The organism is Paenibacillus terrigena DSM 21567 (assembly GCF_000374845.1).
Lineage (GTDB): Bacteria > Bacillota > Bacilli > Paenibacillales > Paenibacillaceae > Paenibacillus_K > Paenibacillus_K terrigena.
The window spans coordinates 487,562-508,474 of record NZ_KB895412.1 but is presented as its reverse complement, the minus strand read 5'-3'; the positions used below and the strand labels follow the sequence as shown (position 1 = coordinate 508,474).

Below are 20,913 nucleotides of genomic sequence, written 5' to 3'. Positions count from 1 at the left end.
TCGTCGTCCTTGTAAGGACGGGAAGCGTTTAAGCGAGAAATATAAGAACAGTTTATTTGTGAAACTTATAAATTCTTATATTTTGAAAAATCTTACTACGTCCTCGGACGAACGCGGTTCGTCGGAACGGCAGCAGATGGATCATCCGGCCAATAGTGCTTCGGATAACGTCCTTTCAAATCTTTGCGCACTTCAAAATAGGCATCCCGCCAGAAGCTTGCCAAATCTCGCGTGACCTGAACCGGGCGCTGCGCAGGCGAGAGCAAATGCAGCGTAAGCGGCACGCGCCCGTGTGCAATACGCGGTGTATCTTGCAGACCGAACATCTCTTGCAGACGTACGGCAAGGATTGGCGCCTCAGGGTTACGATAATCCACGGGAATGCGTGAACCGCTAGGAACGGTAATATGCGTAGGTGCACAATCATCAAGCTCCCGGCGCTGTTCCCAGCTCAGCAGCGATTCCAGGATATGAACCATATTCAGCTGATTCAAATCGGACAGCTTCTTCATGCCATAACAATGCGGTCCGAGCCATTCGGCAAGCGTCGAACCCAGCCCTTGATCCGTCGCATCCGGCCAGCTGTCCGGTTCATGGTCATGCATGAATTGCAGCCGTTCGCGGAATTGCGTCGCGGCCTTCGACCAAGGGAGCACGCGCAATCCCTCCTGCTCCACCCCTTGGAGCAGAGCGCGAAGCACCTCATCCGGATCGGGATCCGGCAGCGGCGCCTCCTTCAAGCGGATTGCGCCGAAGCGCAATCGTCTCCGCGCGCGGACTGACCGCGCATCCGCATCCCACGCGACGAGGCGCTCCTCTTCGATCTGGTCGGCGAAATGCTGCTCCAGATCCAAGAGCGAGAGCGGCGCCGCGAGCTGAATGCGGCTGTCCACGCCATAATCAGCGAGTTCCGCCAGCGCAAGGTACGGCGCCTGCGACAGCGGCTCTGGCCCCGGAAGCATGGCGCCGCGCCCGGAGCGCAGCAGGTAGCGGCCGTCCGGCCGCCGCTCGGCGATGCGGTCCGGGTAGGCGAAGGCGAGCAGCACGCCGCAATCGGCGAGCGCATCGCCCTCGGCGCGGTCCGCGGCGGCGCCCAGCTGCCGCTGCAGTGCGGCGGCTTCGGCGCGCACGCGGCGGCACGCGGCCGCGTCGACCGCGAGCTGCGGCGGGGCCGTGCCGCGCAGCGCCTCGACGCGCAGGCGCATGTCGGCGCCGGGCGCTCGTGCGCCTGCGCCAGCCGCGCTAGCGCTTGCGCCGCCGCTGCGCGCGATGTCGCGCTCGCTCAGCAGCGCCGCGAGCTCGCACGCGAGCGTGGCGCGGCCGAGCGGCCCCGCGCAGCGCACCATGTGCGCGAGCCGCGGGTGCAGCGGCAGCGCCGCGAGGCTGCGCCCGTGCGGGGTCGCGGCGCCCTCCGCGCCCAGCGCACCCAGCCAGCGCAGCAGCTCGTGCGCCTGCGCAAGGGCCGGCGCGGGCGGCGCATCGAGCCAGCGCAGCGCCGCAGGGCTCGTGCCCCACACTGCTAGCTCGAGCACGAGCGGTGCCAGATCAGCTTCGAGCATCTCCGGCGTCGTACGCGCCGCTAGCTCGCGATCTTCTGCTACCGTCCACAGGCGGTAGCAGACACCCGGCGCGACGCGCCCAGCCCGGCCGCGACGCTGATCCGCGGCAGCGCGGGAGACACGCACGGTCTCGAGTCGCGACATGCCTGTTCGCGGCGAGAACCGCGGCACGCGCATATACCCGCTGTCGATCACGACGCGTACGCCCTCGACGGTCAGACTCGTCTCCGCAATCGAGGTTGAGAGTACGATTTTCCGCTCCCCCGATCCACTCGGTAGCAGGGCCGCATCCTGTTCATCTTGCGTAAGCCCGCCATACAACGGTGCAATTCGAACGCGGAACGACATGCTCCGCACCCGCTCCTCCAACCAACGCATCGTGCGATGGATCTCGCCCGCACCAGGCAGGAAGACGAGAATATCGCCTTCATCCTGTCCCAAGGCGCGAATGACGGCTGCGCCAACCGCAGCTTCCATCGGAGCATCACTGCGACGATCCGTATAGACGGTCTCCACAGGGAAGACACGTCCTTCGCTCGTAATGACAGGAGCATTCTCTAACATCGCCGCCACCGGCTCTGCATCGAGCGTCGCTGACATGACCAGAATTCGCAGATCCTCACGAAACACACTCTGCGCCTCTAGTGCAAGTGCGAGCCCGAGGTCCGCATGCAAACTCCGCTCATGGAACTCATCGAAGATGACAAGCCCTACATCCGATAGCATTGGATCCTCCTGCAGCATCCGCGTGAGAACCCCTTCGGTCACTACCTCGATACGCGTCTTCGGACCGACGCGTGTATCATGACGAACACGATACCCAACGGTCTCCCCTACCTGCTCCCCAAGTGTTGATGCCATAAATCTTGCAGATGCTCTAGCCGCAATGCGGCGAGGCTCCAGCATAATAATCCGTCGACCTTCGAGCCAGCCTTCATCTCGCAGTGCAAGAGGCACCTGCGTCGTTTTCCCGGCACCCGGTGCAGCAATCAACACCGTATTCTGATGTATTTCAAGTGATTCTCTTAATTGCGGAATCACCGCATGTATTGGCAAGCTAACCATATCCTTCACTCCCACAAACCCTTCTCATCCATTGTACACCTTCATAATCATCATATCATAGTTATTCAGTCAAATAGCCTCAGCCCAGGCCGTGGATTTTCGCAACCTGTCCGGTCTTCTCAACATTTCAAAGCATACATTAGAACAAGAGGAAAATTTGTTAGATGGGAGGGGTGCACCATGGCCGTTCTGAATGTTTCGTTGAAATTTATCCTGTCTATTATGCTGGTGTTTCTGGTAATCGCCTTTCTTCCAGCGTTCCTCATTACAGATGATATCGGTATCGTCCAATCATTGCTCGACATCATCTTTCATGAATGACAACAAACGCCTCCGTGTCTACGATAGACATCGAAGGCGTTTCTTTTGTTAATTCTCTGCTGCTTTCCATGCAGCGACATAGGATTCAAACGTCTGACGGACCATCTGACCGATATGCAGATAGGCTTCATCATTTAGATTAGCGAGGGAGAAACGAACGGACCATTCCGGCCCTCGGAACCCGCCGCCATTCAAGAGCACAATCGAATGCTCCTCAGCAAGCCGGAAGAGTAGATCGAGCGAGGAATAGTTCTGTATTAAGTAATTGGCAAAAGATTGCCCATACTTCCGCTGCGCCCATTCCATCAAATCGAGCTCGAAATAATACGCTGCATCATGCGGATCTTCCCGCAGCTCCACACCAAGCCCTTCGAATAACAGCCTCTGTCTTCTTCGACAGATATCCATCGTCTGCCTCTTATAGACGTCTTCTCGATCCAGCAAGGAAAAAATCGAGAAGAGCGCCATTTGCACCTGCTGCGGGGTGGATAATCCTGCCGTATGATTCAGTGCGACGGCACGGCTGTCGGCGACCATTCGATCGATGAATCGCACTTCTTCCGGGTGCTCCGTTAAGGCGCCATAACGAACCGCGAGCCGATCAGTTTCAACCTTTGGCAGGTTTTTTAATTTCTCATCAAAAATATTATGTTCATGAACCGCTACTACTCCAAGCCGCCAACCCGTTACGCCAAAATACTTTGAGAACGAATAGACACCGACCGTATTATAAGGCATTTCCGTCATTAAGGAACGGAACTCCTTCACAAAGGTACAATACACATCATCCGAAATAATCATCAATTCCGGATTGTGCTCCGAGACGATTTCTTTCAGCTCACGGACCGTTTCTGGACGAATCGCGACGGACGGTGGATTGCTCGGATTCACAATGAACAGTGCTTTGATCGTCTTATCTTTCAGCTTCTCGAGCTCAGAAGTCGGGTATTGCCAGGTATGCGATCCATCCTCCCGCAGCTCAGACGCATGGATCTCGACAGTATCGAAATGATATCTCGGCAAATGCGGAACCTCCAAATACGGCGTAAAGATCGGAACCATAATCGCAATCCGATCCCCAGGATGAAGCAGCGCATTCGCAACTAACGTATCGAAAAGATAACACATCGCTGCCGTCGCCCCTTCGACGGCAAAAAGATCAAATTTGCCGATGTCCTTATCCCCATATACTTCTTGAATAATATAGTCGTTGACGATTTCCTCCATATGACGCAGCATCCGATCGGGAACGGGATAATTATCGCCGATAATGCCATCTACAAGCTCATGCACCCAGGCATCAGGATCAAACCCTTGCGTCACAATTCCGAATTCGACGGCTTTCCGTAAGAAATCCATGCCCGGATAATCAGGATGTTGATCGGCATAGGCCATGAACCGATTATAAATCCCCGGCTTCTTCGCCATCCCTGCCAAGTCGCCATCCTCCCACGTCATCTTCGCTTCCGTCACCGCATAATGCCCTAATGTAAAAAAAGCATCCCGCGGCGTGCTGGCGATCCAGTTCGGATTTCCCCGGCCTGCATTTAACATGATCTTCGTACTCTTACGTGAACCCTCTTCTGCATAGCTAATTAATTTATCCTTCAGCTCAAAAGGACTGAGCTTGCCGTATCGCTCCTCAATCTCGCGACGCTGCATATTATCGGTCATATCAAGTATCTCTCCTTTTCTCGTTGTCGGACCCTCTTCTTGTCTTTCTTCGTGATCATATGTCTAGAGTAGGGCTACGATAATGGCGCCCCAAATGGTGAGCAGGATATTCCCGATGGCATACGTCACCGTATATCCTAGAACCGGGACTTGGCTCTTCGCGACTTCTGTGATCGCACCGATTGCAGCCGTAGTCGTCTGCGCCCCTGCGCAGGCGCCAAGCGTAATCGCCGGATGGAACTTGAAGAAGTATTTGCCGATTAGCAGTCCGACGAGCAGCGGAATTAACGTCACGAAGATACCTGCTATGAACATACTGAGTCCTGACTGCTTAATGCCGGAGACGAACCCGGGCCCCGCCGAGATACCGACGACCGCAACGAAGGTCGTTAAACCGACATTGTTGAAGACCCAGACGGCCCCTTCTGGAATGCGCCCGAAGGTCGGGTGCAAGGATCGCAGCCAGCCGAAGATGAGCCCCATAATGAGCGCCCCACCACTCGTCGTCAGACTGATCGGAATCCCTGCGATATGTGCCGTTGGAATACCAATCAGACCGCCGAGCAGCACGCCGAATCCGACGAAGATCATGTCGGTCTCGCTTGATTTATGCGCAGCGTAACCGATACGTTTGGCAACCGCCTCCACCGCCGACTGAGGACCAACGATCACGAGCACATCCCCGCGATGCAGCTTCGTATGGCGCAGCGGAAGCTCTTCACCCTGCCGTTTCAGCGCTGAGACATAAACGCCGCGGGATAACATCTTGAAGCTCACGTCATGGGTCGTCATACCGATAACGGCTTTGCTCGTCACCACTACCTCCAATGTTTCAATCGGAAAGTCAAACAACTCTTCATCGAACATTTCTTCTCCTATGACGTCATCCACGAATAGATCCATGTTGCGCTTGGTCATCCCAATCACGACAATATCGCCCGCTTCCAGGACCATGTTCGGCGTCGCATCGATCATCCCTAATTTGGTCTTGATTCGAAGAATGAAGATCCGCTTGTCCTTTCCTTTGAATCGCTGCTCTATATCACCGACGGTCTGTCCAATATAATGCTCGTTCTCTACGACATAGGCACGATAGACATTGAAGCGGTAGCCCGAGCTAATCTCTGGATTTTCCTGTGTCACGCCAACCTCTTCTTCAAGCTGCTTGCATGCTTCGGCAAGGTTAATCCCTAGAATTTTGGGACCCATGGCAGACAAGAACCAAGCCGCCCCAGCGGTTCCAAATATGTACGTAATCGCATAACCGACGACGACGAAGCTGATCATCGATTTCTGTTCAGCTGCAGCAAGCTTTAATCCATTGATCGCATCCGAGGCGACCCCAATGACCGCCGATTGGGTTAGGGAGCCTGCGAGCAAGCCTGCGCCTTGACCCGAGTTATATCCCAAGATTCGTGCAGCAACATACGCAGCTGCCAGTCCCGTAACACAGACAATGACGGCGAATAGCACTTGCGGCAGCCCGTCCTTCTTCAACCCATGAACGAATTGTGGACCAACACGGTACCCCATCGCGAACAGGAAGAGGAGGAAGAAAATCGATTTGACCGTCGGTGAGATCGTAATGTCCAATTGACCGATGAGCACACCTGTCAGCAGAACCCCTGTCACCGCTCCAACACGGAAAGAACCAATTTTAATTCGGCCAACAGCATATCCAACGCCTAGGGTCAGAAACACAGCAAGCTCCGGATACTTCTGAAACAAATCATGCACCCATTGCATTCCAATCCGCCTTTCACTGCCTAATTTGACAACATTTCCTCTTAGCGTTTCCTACTCTACAACGCATCATGCAAGAAGAATCAGCACAAATGAGTTGACACACATATAGTTAGGTGCCATACTATATTCATGGCCAATAACAATAAAGAATCAGCTGACATGAATCTTATTCCCTCGCTTGCACAAACGCAGCGCCAGGTTGAGCGCTACGATCTAGACGTAGATGCACAAGCCGTGCTCGTCGCAGCCCGTTTGATGGCAGCAGGAGCCAAGCTTGGGCATGCCGCAGAAATCCATTTCTCCAGATTCGGATTATCGACAGGGCGATATCGATTGCTCGCAGATCTTGAAGATAACGATGGAGAAGAGCTGCCCTCACAGCTCGCGGAAAATCTAGGCGTCACACGCGCTACCGTCACTGGCTTAATCGAGATTCTAGAACGGGATGGACTTGTATCTCGTCGTACGAGCTCTGTCGATGGCCGTCAGAAGTCGGTCGTCTTAACAGAGGAAGGAGCGAAGAAGCTGCGTGATATGGCTTCGGAGCATTACGCTAGACTCGAAGCTATGGTCGGCTTACTAAGCATCGAAGAGCGAACCGTGTTTCTCGATCTGCTAGGGCGTGTTACGCAAGGAATCTCGGCGCTTACGGACGAATCACTTTGAATCAACAGAACCCAAATCATAGGAGCACATCCCAGAGAGGAAAAACGGGCTAGGTTAGCTAGCCCTTTTTAACCACCATATAGTTAGGCTCCTAATTATATAAAACAATGCTGTTCGATCTAAACAAGAAAGGAGTAATAACATGCGCAACATGAATGACCCACATCAATCAGAAGAGGTTTATGGGATTCGATCCGCCCGTTCTCGCAGGAAGCCTTTTGTGCTGTGGCGCGAATTGATTCCGGCTTATCTGGCCCCTGCCATCATGGCAGGCATTGGGGGACTCGTCACGGCCGACAAGGTGCTGCAAATACGAGCTTTAACGACGATTGGAGGAACATCCTTGCTAGTAGCTTTATTAGTCGGCCTCTGGCTGAATAGCCGTGGGAGCCGTAAACGATGGGTCGCGGGTGCACCACGCGTGGTTGTCGTAGGGGCGTTTGCACTTGTAGGTGCATTGTTCGGTCTATTCGCGGCGTGGGGGACTCCGATTCTGCTGGACCTTATCAATCCGAATCATCATTGGGTTGGGTTCGATCAAATCGGGTTTGATTTTCCACTATCAGGGGCAATTGCCTGCACAACCATGAGTTGGCGGTGGCGAGCTTCAATCACCAAATAAATTCATTTAGAGGAGAGATTTAAAGATGATCGCTATTATTGGAGCAACAGGTACAATTGGAAATGAACTTTTGAGACGTTTGATGGAGCTTAGCGTGCCAGTCCGGGCACTGACTAGGGAGCCTGATAAGCTTCGTCAACAAATGGGGGATTTAGGGTTGTCTAAGGTTGAGATTTGCGCTGCCGATGCGAATGATCCCGAATCGATGCGCCGTGCATTAGAAGGAGCCAGTCAACTATTCCTCGCTTTGTCCAACAGTCCAAGACAAGTCGAACTAGAAACATCGATCATTCAGATCGCTGCTCAAGAAGGAATCGAACATATCGTCAAAATATCCAGTCCAGCTTATGAGAAGAGTTCTCCTGTCGCTGTGGCGGGCTGGCATGCCGAAATCGAGCAAGCTTTGGTTGCATCCGGCTTGATCTATACGGTGCTGCGTCCCTATGCGTTTATGCAAAATTTACTGCGTCTCGCACCAACCATTACAACCCAAGATGTCTTCTTCGGCTGTATCGGAGATTCGCCATGCAACTTCATTGACTGCCGAGATATTGCTGATGTTGCTGCAGTAGCTCTGACCAATCAAAAGCCGGCTTGCGGCATCTATACACTGACAGGGTCAGAAACGTTCACTTACCCACAGATCGCAGATAAACTGTCTACCCTGCTCAATCGGCCGATCCGATTCATCAACCTGAAGCCCGAGGCGCTGCGGAGCGATTTGATCGTACATGGACACATGCCGCCTTGGCTCGCAGAACACGTCGTGGAAATTCAAACGATGTCTACCGCTGTACCGGAGAAGCCTACGAATACCGTACAAAGTCTGCTCGGCAGAGAACCCCGTACTTTAGATGCTTTTCTACAGGAGAATAGAAATAGTTTTCAGGCAAGACGTTAACCAGGAAGTAGGTTGAAGATATGATCGTGAAAAATCCCCCTAACTCGTATTCGTTCAAGGTTAGGGGGATTTTCATATCCTATGAATTGGTCTATCCTTTTACCCGAGGTGCTTTGAGATACCCTTGGTCTCCGTAGGGTTGCAGCTTCTCAGCCCACAATTCCTCTAGCACTTTAATCTCCGACTCATATTCCTTAAGCTCCTCCTCCGTGGAATACGTCTCAACAGAGGGCTTGAGTTGTTCGATCACCTCGAACGTAAAGGCTTCCTCCCCATATTGATTCCAATCTTGCTGCAGAGCCTTGTTCATATGCGACCCCATTTTCAACTGGAACGTGTGCCGATTCCAGATCGTGTCGAGATACATACTGCTGCCGAGTAGAATTTTGCCATTTTCCTTATTTTGAATTTGATACACGCCCATTGGACGCAGCGTCTGTCCGATTTGCTTCGCAAGTTGTTTGCGTGTTTGTTTCTCTGTCATGTTCAACCTTCCTTCCAGCTTTATTGAACCTTCACCCAATAGGAGCTCCCATCTTCAAGACGATCTAAGAAGCTGTATTCGATGAGGTATCTGCGGAGCGTAACGAAGTCGTCACTTGCTGTCTTCAGCACTTCATTCACTTCGTGCTCCGTATATTTGCGATTCCGTTCGAACCGCTGCATGAGATGCATTAGAATCGACATCTTGCGTTTTTCCTTACGCGGGAACTCTGTGAGTTTGCCATCTGTACCGTCTGGAAAATACTTATTAATGATAGACTCATGTTCTTGCTCCGTAATGGCATACCGCTCATCCAGGCTCGTCGCCGTACGCGGCACCGCCATGAATTTGGGCCGCTCTGCGCCGCCCTTCCCCTCCGCCAACTCCATAATCGCGAGGAAGATCCGGGCTTGCTTCATCTTCTCTCGCATCGAGAAGCGGTGGTTGCGAATCGTCGAGGCACTGCCGCCCTGCTCTTTGACGATTTCATTATCGTTCATGCCGTCGTAGAAGCGCTGCACCAAATCTTTCTGGAGATCGGTAAGTCCCGTCAGCTTCTTATCCATGCCGATCAAGACCTCGAACATGGAATCATGCTGCCGAGCAACATGCACTTGAGCAAACTTCTTCGCTTCATACATGACACCTTCATCGGTATAGATAATTCCGGTGGTGAATGCTTCACCACATACAAGACATATATATTGATCCTGAGCTGCATCATAGACATAACCTTGCTTCAATTGTTCAACAGTAGCGCTCCAGAACAATTCATTTACTTCACTCACATAAACACATCCTAATAACGTTTGTAATTTATATAGATATGATAACAAAATGTTTATAATATATCAATGTCCGATATGAGAAAACCTCTTTCGTAGTATCTCCCAGGCCTTCACAGACCGGGTTCCAGCTATTCTACAAACGGAAACAACAGCTTCTGATTTTCGCTCGAATACATATTTTCCTTGGTAATCACCTTCGAACCCGTATCGATTCGCGGGCTCACACGCTTCCCATCTATGGCCTCTACCGCCGTCTTTACGGCAGAATACCCCATGTTGAAAGGCTTCTGAATGACCGTCGCCAGCAGTACGCCGTCCTCTAGCATCCGAATCTCACCCATCGAGCTATCGATGCCGACAGCAACGACCTGCGATTGCATCTTCAGATCTTGAATCGCTTTGCCAATGCCGTACGTGGTTGGTTCGTTCAATCCGATAATCGCCTTCAAGTTCGGCTTCGTCTTGAGCAGCGACTTCGCAATATCATAAGAGGTCTGAACGGATCCATTGCTGTAGTACGGGCCGAGCAGGGTGTAGTTCCCGTATCGATGCAGAATCTCAAGCGCCCCGCTCTCTCGCTCCATTGCCGTAGCCGATTCCTTGACGAAATTAATCACCGCAATCTCCGCATGCGAATCTACATGCGTACGCAAGATTTCTGCCGTCCGCCTGCCTGCATCGGTATTATCCGTTCCGATGAAGCTCTTCGAGATCCCGCCATTGAGACCTGAGTCAACCGTAATGAGCGTGATGCCAGCAGCCACAATTTCCTTCGCAACGGGAACAATTCGATTGTAGTCTGTCGCAGCCAGAATAATGGCTTTCGGCTTCTTCTTGATCGCTTCTTGCAGCAGCGCAATCTGTTCATCCACATCCACTTCCGCCCTCGTCCCCATCACTTCGATCTCAGCATCAAATTCCTTCGCGGCGCTAGCCACACCTTGGCGCATCACCTGCCAGAACTCTATTGTCGGATCGATTGCCTTCGGCACGTAAATAATTGTCTTCTGTCCCGAGCCAAGTTCATGCGATACAATACGGAATCCGACCCAGCCCATGGCGATAACTCCGAGGAGCACAACCGAGATGAGTCTAATGCGTGTCCATCCCCTTCTCATGCATCACCCTCCAATCGCAGCAGGGGAATCCGTAAAGTTACGATCATCCCCTCTTCCAGTTCACTCTCGAACCTGAGCCCGTAAGCTGCTCCAAAATTCAGCTTGACCCGATGATCCACATTCACAACCCCAACACCATTTCCGCTCTTGCTTGCCACTTTACGTTCCAGTAATGTTCCAGCTTGCTCGGAATCCATCCCAATCCCGTCATCGATCACTTGCAATTCAATGTCGTTATCCACTCTTTTACCGGTGATTCGGATATGTCCTGTCTCTGGCTTATGCTTCATCCCATGATAAATCGCATTCTCAACAATCGGCTGAAGCACGAGCTTCAGAATTTGGCAGTTGCCAATGTCCTCGTCGACATCAATCGAATAGGTGAATTTTTTGCGATACCTCATCTTCTGAATGGTCAAGTAATTATGTATATGCTCCAGCTCGACGGAGATCGGAATGAGTTCATCCCCCTTGCTGATCGTCGAGCGAAGCAGCTTGGACAATGCCGAAGTCATATCCACGACTTCCTCCATCTTGCCCATCTCGGCCATCCAAATGATCGAATCCAATGTGTTATACAGGAAGTGCGGCTGTATTTGGGCTTGAAGTGCTTTCAGTTCACTCACCCGCTTCATTTCCTGCTCCTCAACAACCTGGTTCATCAACTCTTTGATCTTACTGATCATAATATTGAAGGTTCGCGCCAGCTTGCCAATCTCGTTCGTGTTATCAATCTCGACCCGAATATCGAAATCTCCTCGTTCTGCGAGCTTCATGTTCATTTCAAGCTTCTTCAGTGGCTTCGTGAGAGCATAGGAGAGCACAATGGAGATGGCGAGCGCCGCAATAAGACAGATGATCCCCCATAGTGCCGAAGTATACTGAATTTGCCGCTTATTTCCGACAAGCTCTTCTGGGTAGGTGACGCTGACAATTTTCCAGCCAAAACTCGTCGTATCAACGGTATAGATTTTCTTGTCACTCCCCTCCCCCAACGTCATCGAGCCATTCCACGTCTGTAATACCTTATCCAGCTGTTCCGACTTGAGCTGCGAATAGACGAGCTGCTGCTGTGGATGATAGACGAGATCGCCCGTCGGATCCACGATAAAGACATACCCGCGCTTCCCGAGCTCGATCTGCTTACAGAGGTTATTAATCAGCTTGTAATTCAGATCGACAAGCAAGACACCACCGATCGTGTCATCTGTAGCAGGCAGCTCTCTGCTGATCGATACAACCCATCGATACTCATCACGAAAAATACGCTGCACATGCGATGAAGAGATATAGGCCTGATCTGTCCCAATGACCTTTTTATACCAGTCCTGCTCCTTGATCTGTGCAATCGAATTGAAATCGGCCTGCTCACGATTCGATACGATCTCATCGCCTCGGTCGCTAATAAACAGGATCGAAGAGATATCATCTCTGGAGGTGACAATCGAATTGAAATACTGGCTCACCTGTTTCTTCATTAGAGGCTTCACGAAGGCAGGCTCGTTCTGCTTCAAATACCGCTGCAAATCGTTGCTTCGCATCGCAAGCGCAGCGATACTCTCCATATTGCTGATGTAGGTCTGAATGTTCACTTTGACTTGTTCAATAAGCTGAGAGGTGTATTCTAAGGAGTTGTGGGTCACGGCGTCTGAGGAGAGCTTGTAGGTGCTATAGCTGAGGAGTGCCGTTGTACATAAAATGAGGCAGGAGAATGCAATGGCAATATGGGTGTGGATACTGTGGTGTCTGAGCGGATTCCAGCCGTTCATACGACGCCGCTCCCTTTGTTCGTCTGTCTGAATTCCTTCGGCGTCATTCCCATATTCCGCTTGAAGATAACGCTGAAGTATTGCGGATCGCCATACCCGACGCGGGCTGCGATTTCGTAGGTTTTCAAGTTGGTAATGGTGAGCAATTCTTTGGCTTTCTCAAGCCGCACACGGGTCAGATACTCCACAAAGGTCTCGCCGGTATGCTGTTTAAAGGTAGCGCTGAAGTAGCTTATACTCATAAATATATGATTACATAATTGATTGAGCGAGAAATTCTCATCCCCATACTGCTCTCGAATATAGGCTTCGGCCAACTGCATCTGGGAGCTCGCCATCGTAGAACGCTGCTCGGATAACTGCTGAATCATGTTGTGACACAGTTCTTCCAGATAAGCCCGTGCCTCGTCGAGCGTACGGAAATGTTTCACTTGTGCGAAAGGATCGCCCTGCAGCATCGTCGATAACTCGAATCCGATGTCTGCGACGAAGTTCATAAGGGAGACCAGCAGCTGATAAATCGTGCTCCGGCATTGATCTATCGGACAGGAGAAGCTCTTCAGTTCATCGAACCAATCACGAAGCACCCCAGAGACAGCGTGACTCTTACCCGTTTTCATCGCTGCGAGCATGTTTCTCTCCCAAGCTGTATACCTTGTGTGATCCCACCCATTGCCATACTCGAGATCCTGAATGGAGATCACCTTATCCTTGCCGAGCAAGAACCGGTAATCAAGCGATGATAGCGCTTCCTGAAATGATTTTGAAATTTCAGCGAGATCTGTACATTTACGCCCGATTCCAATCGTGAGCGTCAGCTTCAAGTACCGTTCAATACTGCTGCGGACTTGCTCTGACCAGAGCTGTGCCTTCACTTCCAACTCTTCAAGGGGTCCGGACAGGATGGCTGCTATTTTATCATCCCGTGTCTGGAAGACGACTCCGCCATTTTCTTGCTCGAGCTGCTCTTGCATGATATTAAATGCCGCGAACCGCAGCAGCGCATCATCGCCTTTGTTATCGCTCACCTTCGTATCCAATTCACCTACCAATGCGATATAGGTCGGACCGGGCAAGGTAATCTGGAAATGCTGTAGCTTCGGCTCGAACACCTCCCGCTTCATCCGGGATGCCGTAAGACTCTCCAAGAACCGTTCCCGCAGCAGCGGAAAGCTCTGATTCAATTGAATTCGTAGTGCGCTCAGGTCTTCTCGCTGCTTACATTCAATATCAAGCTCCTGCTTCATCTTACCTAGAAATTCATTGAATTCCTTCGAATTAATCGGCTTGAGCAAATAGTCATTCACTTTTAGCTGAAGGGCCTGCTTCGCATAATCGAAATCTTCATAGCCGGTGACAATCACGACTTTGACATCTCGATAACGCTCGAACACCTCGCGCGTCAGCTCCAGACCATCCATAAATGGCATGCAAATGTCCGTAATAATAACATCCGGTCTTTGCTGCTCAATCGCCGCAAGTGCGTCTCTTCCATTATCATAATCACCGATGAATTCAAATCCGCAAGCCTGCCAATTGGTCTTTCGCTTAATACCTTCGCGAACTTCATCTTCATCGTCCACCAAGATGATTCGATACATGACGTGCCCCCTCTGCTCTCGGATTGGTCATATCTTAGCAATAGCATAATAGAGGCTGCCCCGATGGGCAACCTCTAATTTGTTCGGATGTATTCGGATTCGATTAATCGTACAGCAGCGGTTTGATCTCATCGGAATCGATGTTGTTCTTGTCATACCAGTGGAAGCCGGTATCGATGTTTTTGTCTACCGCTTCGCCTTTTATCGCCATGACAGCGGCTTTAACTGACCAGTATCCAATACCGATTGGATCTTGTGTGATCGCGCCTGCCATGGTTCCGCTGCGTACAGCATCCGTCTGCTGCTTCCCGGAGTCATAACCGATAATCGTAATCTGGCCATTTTTCTTCAGCTCGTTCACGGCATTGACAACCCCAATTGCAGAGCCCTCATTGGCACCGAAGAAGCCTTTAAGGTTCGGATGCGCCTGCATAATTGCCTTCGCGAGGTCGGTCGACTTCAACTGGTCCCCACCGCCGTATTGGATATCGACGATTTTAATATTGGGATATTTCGATTCGATCTGATTCTTGAAGCCATCGCGGCGATCGATGCCCGTGCGGCTCGTCTGGTCATGAACGACCAAGGCCACTTCACCAGAACCGCCGATAAATTCTGCCATCTTATCTGCTGCAAGTGCAGCCGCTTTGACGTTGTCCGTCGCAGCTGTAGCGACTGGGATATCGCTATCCACCCCGGAGTCAAAGCCAATGACCGGGATATTGTTCGATTTCGCTTTCTCCAGCAGCGGTAATGCCGCTTTGCTATCCAGCGCCGCGAACGCGATAGCGCTTGGTTTCTTATCTAATGCCGTCTGCAGCATTTCAATTTGTTTGTCGACCTGCGATTCGGTCTCCGGGCCTTCGAAGGTAATTTTCACGTCGAATTCCTTCGCCGCTTTCTCCGCACCGCTCTTCACCGCTTGCCAGAATTGATGTTGGAACCCTTTCGAGATGACTGGAATGTATGTCTTACCGTCCCCTTTGTCTCCACTTGAACAAGCGCCTAGTACAGTTGTCAAAGACAACATCATCGCCAGCAGGATGAACCATTGTTTCCGTTTCATGTTCGTTTCCCCCTCAATTATTATCATGTTCCTATATCACCCTGCACCGCAGAGAAGATACCTTACCCAGCTTACCTTTTCCGGCGACGAAGAATATCCGCATACACCGCAAGAATAATGACAAACCCGACGATCACCGTCTGCCACTCCGGTGCAACCGAGAGAATGCGCAGCCCATTCGTCAATACACTCATGATCAACGCACCGATGACGGTACCCAGAATCGAACCGGCGCCGCCGCTCAGGGATGTACCGCCAATCACGACCGCTGCAATCGCATCGAGCTCATAGCCGCTGCCGAGTGCAGGCTGAGCGGAATTGAGACGTGATGCCATCAAGATACCTGCAATGCCACTGAATACCCCTGTCATCGTATAAATCACGATTTTCCAACGAACGGTATTCACCCCGGATAAGCGTGTCGCCTCTTCATTACTACCGAGCGCGAAGGTATAACGGCCGATTAAGGTTTTCGTGAGAATAATGCTCGCGATCACGCCCAGCCCTAGGAAGATCAGAATCGCATTCGGAATGCCTGGAATCAGCTTCCCCATCGAAATTTTGGCGAAATTCGGATAATCATTGAAGTAGATCGGCTTGGTTCCCGAAATGACAAGAGATAACCCCTTCGTAATCATCATCATGGCAAGTGTCGCGATGAACGGCGGAATCTTCATCTTCGCGACCATGAGGCCACTCGTTAATCCGCAGATCGCTCCCGCTAGAATCCCCCCAACAACACCGAGCGGCAGCGGTACATGCCAGAAATTAATGATCACGCCTGCCATGACCGACGAGAACGTCATGACCGTACCAACCGAGAGATCAATCCCTCCGGTGATAATAACGAAGGTGGAACCGAGCGCGAGCACGCCAATGACGGCCGTCGATAGCATGATCCCTACCAGATTATCGAAGACGAAGAAATTGCTAGACGATAAAGAGAAGACGACAATCAATACAATCAAGCTGGCGAAGGCTAGAATCTTCTGCTTCGCACCAGACCCTGCAGTAGCCTTCTTCTGGTGCGTCTGAACTGGCTGTTTCTCTACAATGGTAGTACCCTTCATAACATGAACCCCTTCCCGTTATCCTTCTCTATCCACTGATTCGCATCGTAGCCAGCCGCATAATCTCTTCCTGTGTCGCCTCTTCTCTACTCAACTCGCCGGTAATCCGCCCCTCGCACATAACGATTACACGATGGCTCATCCGCAGAATCTCCGGCAGCTCCGAAGAGATCATAATGATCGACTTCCCTTCGCTTGCCAACTGTTCTAATAGCTTGTAGATTTCCGCCTTAGCACCAACATCAATCCCGCGCGTCGGTTCATCGAAGATAAGCACCTGACAATCCCGTGTCAGCCATTTCCCAATAACGACTTTCTGCTGATTGCCGCCAGAGAGGAACTTCACGGTCTGATGTACACCCGGGGTCTTAATGGACAAGGCCTCGGTATAGAACTCTGCGTTTCGGTGCATCTCCTTCGTTCGCATCCATCCAAGCCCTCTGAATCTGGCATAGTTCGAGATCGCGATATTCTCTCGTATATCCATATCCACGAGCAGCCCGTACCGCTTGCGGTCTTCGGACAAATAACCGATCCCGTGTCTTACTGCATCATGCGGATTTCGTATGCGCACCTGCTGTCCTTGCATGCGAATCTTCCCCTCATCCACGGGATCCGCTCCGAATATCGCACGTGCGACCTCGGTTCGACCTGCGCCCATGAGTCCGGCGAACCCGACAATTTCTCCTTTTCTCACATGGAAATGAATATCCTTAAGCTCCTTACCACGAGAAATCCCCTCCACTTCGAGCACCATCTCGGCATCCGAAGAAGTCTCTTCAATCTGTGCCTTGTTAAAGAGCTCGCGACCTACCATCATGCTAATGATCTGATCGATCGTTACTGATTCCGTGTGGACGGTATCCACATAACAGCCATCTCGCATGACCGTAATCCGGTCTGTAATCTGCTTAAGCTCTTCCATTCGGTGCGATATATATACAATGCCAACGCCTTTCTGGCGCAATTGTTCAATCATACGGAACAGCTCCTGAATTTCCGAGTCTGTTAATGCTGCCGTCGGCTCATCCATGATCAGGACTTCTGCTTGAAAGGACAGCGCCTTCGCAATCTCCACCATTTGCTGCTTTGCAACTGATAATTCCGATACTTTGGTCCGCGGATCTATCTTCACATTCATCTGATCGAGCAGCACCTGTACACGTCGATTCAACTCTTGGTCATCGACGAACAACCCGAGATAACGCGGTTCACGACCGATATACATGTTCTGTGCCACCGTCAGATGCGGCATGAGATTCAGCTCTTGATGGATAATGCTAATCCCTAATTGCTGCGCGGTCCGCGTATCCGGAATGTCCACTTCCTGTCCCTTGAAAAGAATGCGTCCCGCATCCTTCTTATAAACGCCTGTCGCGATTTTCATCATCGTCGACTTGCCAGCTCCATTCTCCCCGACAAGCGCATGCACCTCACCGGTCAATAGCTCGAACTGACATCGGTCTAAGGCGTGTACACCTGGAAAATGCTTGTCGATTCCTTCCATGCGCAGCAGCGCTTCGCTCATCGTTATATCCCCCCGCTATCTTGTAAACTTATTGTAGGACCAAAGTCACTGACATGAAATGGAATAATCTCTGCAAAAAAGTTTATTATTTTATGATTTCATGCTCTAAAAATAAAAAAGAAACGTTCCGATCGTCCCTTACTTGAACGATAAAACGCTTCTTTCGACTTACCATAAACTTCGAATCCATGTAAATAACCAAGCATAACACCCAATCAGTCCGCATCCGCCTAGTATTCCGGTAATCAATCGCCGCCAATTGGTTGATTCCTTCACCTTAAGCCGCTGAAGCAGCCAGTCGATGAACATAATACCTAGACCAATCACGCTGACACCAAGTGTGATCCGAACGGACATCAGCAAAAGAATGACCATACCGATTTGACCAAGAATAACCCCCGTACAACGTGCGCAGATCGGGAACTGATAACCTTGCCAGGCAAAGCTGCGGTCCGCTCGCTGATGACAACCGGATTGGCAGCCAATCCGCATAAGACGCAGCCAAATCGCATCTTTTCGTGACAAAGTGGTCGGTCCCATTACTTAAATCTGGCTCCACATGATACACACATCCGGGATGCTTTCGACTTGCTCTTCCCCATCCCGCATAGCCCACACAAAAAGCCAATTGGCCCGAGTATCAAAAATCCAAGACACCCTTTCCCTGCACCGAAACCTTTCGTCTCCGTCTCCGAGATAATTTGGATTTGATCACTGCCACACTTTGGACAACCCATCTTCATTCCCCTCTCATGTCTTAAACTCTCCAACAACTTATTATGTACCTTCCTCCCGTTCAAGCAACGACTGAATGAGGGAATTTATGGATAAAATCCATAGTTATAACATATCATAATCCCAGTTTACGCGCGATGAAAATGCGCGATATCTTTGAAAAAAATGTTGATTCATGTTGAAATTTACACATATATGAATTCTACAAATAAGGAGTGACAACCATGCAAATGCAACGCGGAAAATTCGAAGGATTACAGCAATTGTCCAATGAACAAGGCGTTATTGCCGCCTTAGCGATTGACCAACGGGGATCGATGAAGAAGATGATTCAGAAGGTTAAAGGCGACGATTATCGCATCGAGCAAGTCCATGCCTTCAAAGCAGCTGTCTCTCGCGAGCTAACTCCTTATGTTAGTGCGATTCTACTCGATCTGGAGACGGGTTCCGAAGGAATCAAGACCAAAGCTGCAGATGCTGGACTCCTCTTGTCTTACGAGAAAACAGGCTACGACGCTACTGAACCGGGTCGATTGCCTGACCTCATCACAGATCTGTCTGCGCTACGAATTCAAGAACACGGCGGGCATGCCGTCAAAATATTAGTCTACTACGATCCGAATGAACCTGCTGAGATTAACGAACAAAAGCATGCCTTTCTAGAACGTATAGGCGCGGAGTGCAAAGCCGTCGATATTCCGCTCTTCGTAGAGCCGATCGTCTATGATTCGGACATTGCCGATGACAAGAGCTTGGAATTTGCGAGATTGAAGCCGGCTAAAGTTAAAGAGACGATCAAAGAATTCACGAAGCCTCGTTATGCCATTGACGTGCTGAAGCTCGAAGTTCCGGTCAATTTCAACTATGTCGAAGGATTTGCGAAAGGTGAGATTGCTTATACGCAAGCTGAAGCAGCCGCCCATTTCAAGGAAGCCTCCGACCTTGCGACTGTTCCTTTCATTTACCTTAGCGCTGGCGTCACCTCCGAACTCTTCCGGGAGACAGTTGCATTCGCGGCCACAGCAGGCGCGAACTTCTGCGGCGTCTTATGCGGCCGAGCCACTTGGTTCGACGGTGTCGCTGCGTATGGTGAAGGCGGAGATGCAGGGCTTGCCACTTGGCTGCAAACGAAAGGGAAAGAGAATATCGATCTGCTTAATGCTGAGCTCGAGCGTGGCGCTAAACCATGGTGGTCCGTGTATGGATCATCGCTAGATGATATCGAAGTGATTGGTTAACCATTCCTTTCTAATAAATTGAAGAAAAAAGAGGCGGCCCTTGATTTAAGGACCGCCTCTTCTATTTATTTCAGTTCCGTCTCCAGCGCATGGAGGCACGGAAGCAATTCGGGCTGCTCGAACGTACGCAGATACGCGATCAGCCCTTTCATAATGAGCCGCTGTGGTCCCGGCTTGGCCCATTCTTCATCCATTACATCACAGCAAGCCAAGAGTTCGGCCTGTACTGGCGACGTGCCTGGCATGTCACTTACAAGCTGTCGTAACTGATTTAACGCTTGATCCACGGGCGAGATCAGCTTTCCTCGCCCTTCCTCCGCCATTTTCATGAAATTACGCATGTTGCCCATGGACAGGATCGGCTTCCCACCCTGCTTCATCATCCCTTGCACCACATCATCCAATCGCTCCATGAAGAAGGCGATTAGACGGACCGGTTCAAATTTCTTGCGATAGAGCAGCATGTAACTCGTATAATCAGCCACGATTGCTTGGATAATCGTTGACGCATCAATCGCATACGGTTTGGCCTCGTCGCCGTAGATCTCCACGATACTTTCATAGAACCAATATAATGTCGTGGACTTCGACTTGAACATGAAACGATGCATCTCTTCATTAATCTGGATCGCCTGCTCGTTCATCATCATCACGATGAATTCCTGATGCTGCATGATCTGCTCGAGCTGGAGCAGCAATTGTCTCGATAATCGATCCCGTGGCGAGAGGCTCTGATCCTTCGCCACGGACAACATTTCGCGTGTCATGAGATCATAATAATGTTCAAAGGCCGAGATCAGCACATCTTCCTTGGACTTGAAGTAGAAGTACAGCGAGCCTTTAGCGATGCCGAGCACGTCCGCAATCTCTTGAATCGATGTCGCATGAAACCCTTTCTGCGCAAAGCATTTCATCGCGGCTTCTAATATCAGCACTCGTTTTGAATTCAATTTGAACACGTC

18 protein-coding genes are annotated in these 20,913 nt (G+C 50.9%); 5 read left to right on the top strand and 13 right to left on the bottom strand.

Going from position 1 to position 20,913, the window contains the following annotated elements; translation table 11 throughout:
* Nucleotides 1-95: 95 nt before the first annotated feature.
* The gene (hrpB, locus tag C558_RS0102340) at nt 96-2,624 is read right to left on the bottom strand and encodes an ATP-dependent helicase HrpB (protein WP_018754609.1); all 2,529 of its coding nucleotides are present in this window, start codon (nt 2,622-2,624) and stop codon (nt 96-98) included.
* A gap of 180 nt (nt 2,625-2,804) precedes the next feature.
* Between hrpB and C558_RS33580 the strand changes: the two genes are divergently transcribed.
* On the top strand, nt 2,805-2,945 hold the full coding sequence (locus C558_RS33580) for a hypothetical protein (protein WP_018754608.1): 141 nt from the start codon (nt 2,805-2,807) through the stop codon (nt 2,943-2,945).
* A gap of 48 nt (nt 2,946-2,993) precedes the next feature.
* Here the strand turns inward: C558_RS33580 and aspD are convergent, their stop codons facing one another.
* Nucleotides 2,994-4,619 carry an aspartate 4-decarboxylase gene (gene aspD, locus C558_RS0102330; protein ID WP_018754607.1) on the bottom strand — a complete coding sequence of 542 codons (1,626 nt, stop codon included), beginning with the start codon at nt 4,617-4,619 and terminating at the stop codon, nt 2,994-2,996.
* Between the two features lie 63 nt (nt 4,620-4,682).
* Nucleotides 4,683-6,365, bottom strand: coding sequence for an aspartate-alanine antiporter (gene aspT / locus C558_RS0102325; RefSeq protein WP_018754606.1), 1,683 nt, complete (start codon nt 6,363-6,365; stop codon nt 4,683-4,685).
* A 129-nt stretch (nt 6,366-6,494) separates the two neighbouring features.
* Here aspT and C558_RS0102320 point away from each other — a divergent pair, with 129 nt between their 5' ends.
* The 3 genes from C558_RS0102320 (at nt 6,495) to C558_RS0102310 (ending at nt 8,554) form a co-directional block, all read left to right on the top strand.
* Nucleotides 6,495-7,031 carry a MarR family winged helix-turn-helix transcriptional regulator gene (locus C558_RS0102320; RefSeq protein WP_018754605.1) on the top strand — a complete coding sequence of 179 codons (537 nt, stop codon included), beginning with the start codon at nt 6,495-6,497 and terminating at the stop codon, nt 7,029-7,031.
* Nucleotides 7,032-7,173: 142 nt separating this feature from the next.
* Nucleotides 7,174-7,653, top strand: coding sequence for a hypothetical protein (locus tag C558_RS0102315; protein ID WP_018754604.1), 480 nt, complete (start codon nt 7,174-7,176; stop codon nt 7,651-7,653).
* 25 nt (nt 7,654-7,678) lie between these two features.
* On the top strand, nt 7,679-8,554 hold the full coding sequence (locus C558_RS0102310; protein ID WP_018754603.1) for an SDR family oxidoreductase: 876 nt from the start codon (nt 7,679-7,681) through the stop codon (nt 8,552-8,554).
* 91 nt (nt 8,555-8,645) lie between these two features.
* On the opposite strand, the gene C558_RS0102305 is transcribed toward C558_RS0102310, so the two are convergent.
* From C558_RS0102305 to C558_RS0102265, 9 genes are all read right to left on the bottom strand, one after another.
* Nucleotides 8,646-9,038, bottom strand: coding sequence for a GIY-YIG nuclease family protein (locus C558_RS0102305; protein ID WP_018754602.1), 393 nt, complete (start codon nt 9,036-9,038; stop codon nt 8,646-8,648).
* 20 nt (nt 9,039-9,058) lie between these two features.
* Nucleotides 9,059-9,826, bottom strand: a complete 768-nt coding sequence (locus tag C558_RS0102300; RefSeq protein WP_018754601.1) for a DUF2087 domain-containing protein — start codon at nt 9,824-9,826, stop codon at nt 9,059-9,061.
* Between the two features lie 128 nt (nt 9,827-9,954).
* Nucleotides 9,955-10,944 (bottom strand): substrate-binding domain-containing protein, encoded by a 990-nt coding sequence (locus C558_RS0102295; protein ID WP_018754600.1) that lies wholly within the window; start codon nt 10,942-10,944, stop codon nt 9,955-9,957.
* Complete coding sequence (locus tag C558_RS0102290; RefSeq protein WP_018754599.1) at nt 10,941-12,713, bottom strand: sensor histidine kinase; 1,773 nt, start codon at nt 12,711-12,713, stop codon at nt 10,941-10,943. Before C558_RS0102290 ends, C558_RS0102295 begins: the two co-directional genes overlap by 4 nt.
* Nucleotides 12,710-14,314 (bottom strand): response regulator, encoded by a 1,605-nt coding sequence (locus C558_RS0102285; RefSeq protein WP_018754598.1) that lies wholly within the window; start codon nt 14,312-14,314, stop codon nt 12,710-12,712. Before C558_RS0102285 ends, C558_RS0102290 begins: the two co-directional genes overlap by 4 nt.
* Before the next feature lie 103 nt (nt 14,315-14,417).
* Entirely contained in the window at nt 14,418-15,380 is a 963-nt protein-coding gene (locus tag C558_RS0102280; protein ID WP_018754597.1) for an ABC transporter substrate-binding protein, read from the bottom strand.
* A gap of 71 nt (nt 15,381-15,451) precedes the next feature.
* Nucleotides 15,452-16,450, bottom strand: a complete 999-nt coding sequence (locus C558_RS0102275; protein ID WP_018754596.1) for an ABC transporter permease — start codon at nt 16,448-16,450, stop codon at nt 15,452-15,454.
* A 28-nt stretch (nt 16,451-16,478) separates the two neighbouring features.
* Nucleotides 16,479-17,978 (bottom strand): sugar ABC transporter ATP-binding protein, encoded by a 1,500-nt coding sequence (locus C558_RS0102270; RefSeq protein WP_018754595.1) that lies wholly within the window; start codon nt 17,976-17,978, stop codon nt 16,479-16,481.
* Between the two features lie 168 nt (nt 17,979-18,146).
* A complete protein-coding gene (locus tag C558_RS0102265) occupies nt 18,147-18,503 on the bottom strand; it encodes a DUF2085 domain-containing protein (protein WP_211220725.1) in 357 nt (118 codons plus the stop codon).
* A gap of 434 nt (nt 18,504-18,937) precedes the next feature.
* Here C558_RS0102265 and C558_RS0102255 point away from each other — a divergent pair, with 434 nt between their 5' ends.
* Entirely contained in the window at nt 18,938-19,951 is a 1,014-nt protein-coding gene (locus C558_RS0102255; protein WP_018754592.1) for a tagatose 1,6-diphosphate aldolase, read from the top strand.
* Nucleotides 19,952-20,016: 65 nt separating this feature from the next.
* On the opposite strand, the gene C558_RS0102250 is transcribed toward C558_RS0102255, so the two are convergent.
* Complete coding sequence (locus tag C558_RS0102250; RefSeq protein WP_018754591.1) at nt 20,017-20,901, bottom strand: TetR/AcrR family transcriptional regulator; 885 nt, start codon at nt 20,899-20,901, stop codon at nt 20,017-20,019.
* Nucleotides 20,902-20,913: the final 12 nt, after the last annotated feature.

Excerpts from the sequence above, each read along its gene's own strand:
- hrpB (WP_018754609.1), bottom strand. The coding sequence starts at position 2,624 with ATGGTTAGCTTGCCAATACATGCGGTGATTCCGCAATTAAGAGAATCA.
- C558_RS33580 (WP_018754608.1), top strand. The coding sequence starts at position 2,805 with ATGGCCGTTCTGAATGTTTCGTTGAAATTTATCCTGTCTATTATGCTG.
- aspD (WP_018754607.1), bottom strand. The coding sequence starts at position 4,619 with ATGACCGATAATATGCAGCGTCGCGAGATTGAGGAGCGATACGGCAAG.
- aspT (WP_018754606.1), bottom strand. The coding sequence starts at position 6,365 with ATGCAATGGGTGCATGATTTGTTTCAGAAGTATCCGGAGCTTGCTGTG.
- C558_RS0102320 (WP_018754605.1), top strand. The coding sequence starts at position 6,495 with ATGGCCAATAACAATAAAGAATCAGCTGACATGAATCTTATTCCCTCG.
- C558_RS0102315 (WP_018754604.1), top strand. The coding sequence starts at position 7,174 with ATGCGCAACATGAATGACCCACATCAATCAGAAGAGGTTTATGGGATT.
- C558_RS0102310 (WP_018754603.1), top strand. The coding sequence starts at position 7,679 with ATGATCGCTATTATTGGAGCAACAGGTACAATTGGAAATGAACTTTTG.
- C558_RS0102305 (WP_018754602.1), bottom strand. The coding sequence starts at position 9,038 with ATGACAGAGAAACAAACACGCAAACAACTTGCGAAGCAAATCGGACAG.
- C558_RS0102295 (WP_018754600.1), bottom strand. The coding sequence starts at position 10,944 with ATGAGAAGGGGATGGACACGCATTAGACTCATCTCGGTTGTGCTCCTC.
- C558_RS0102290 (WP_018754599.1), bottom strand. The coding sequence starts at position 12,713 with ATGAACGGCTGGAATCCGCTCAGACACCACAGTATCCACACCCATATT.
- C558_RS0102285 (WP_018754598.1), bottom strand. The coding sequence starts at position 14,314 with ATGTATCGAATCATCTTGGTGGACGATGAAGATGAAGTTCGCGAAGGT.
- C558_RS0102280 (WP_018754597.1), bottom strand. The coding sequence starts at position 15,380 with ATGAAACGGAAACAATGGTTCATCCTGCTGGCGATGATGTTGTCTTTG.
- C558_RS0102275 (WP_018754596.1), bottom strand. The coding sequence starts at position 16,450 with ATGAAGGGTACTACCATTGTAGAGAAACAGCCAGTTCAGACGCACCAG.
- C558_RS0102270 (WP_018754595.1), bottom strand. The coding sequence starts at position 17,978 with ATGAGCGAAGCGCTGCTGCGCATGGAAGGAATCGACAAGCATTTTCCA.
- C558_RS0102255 (WP_018754592.1), top strand. The coding sequence starts at position 18,938 with ATGCAAATGCAACGCGGAAAATTCGAAGGATTACAGCAATTGTCCAAT.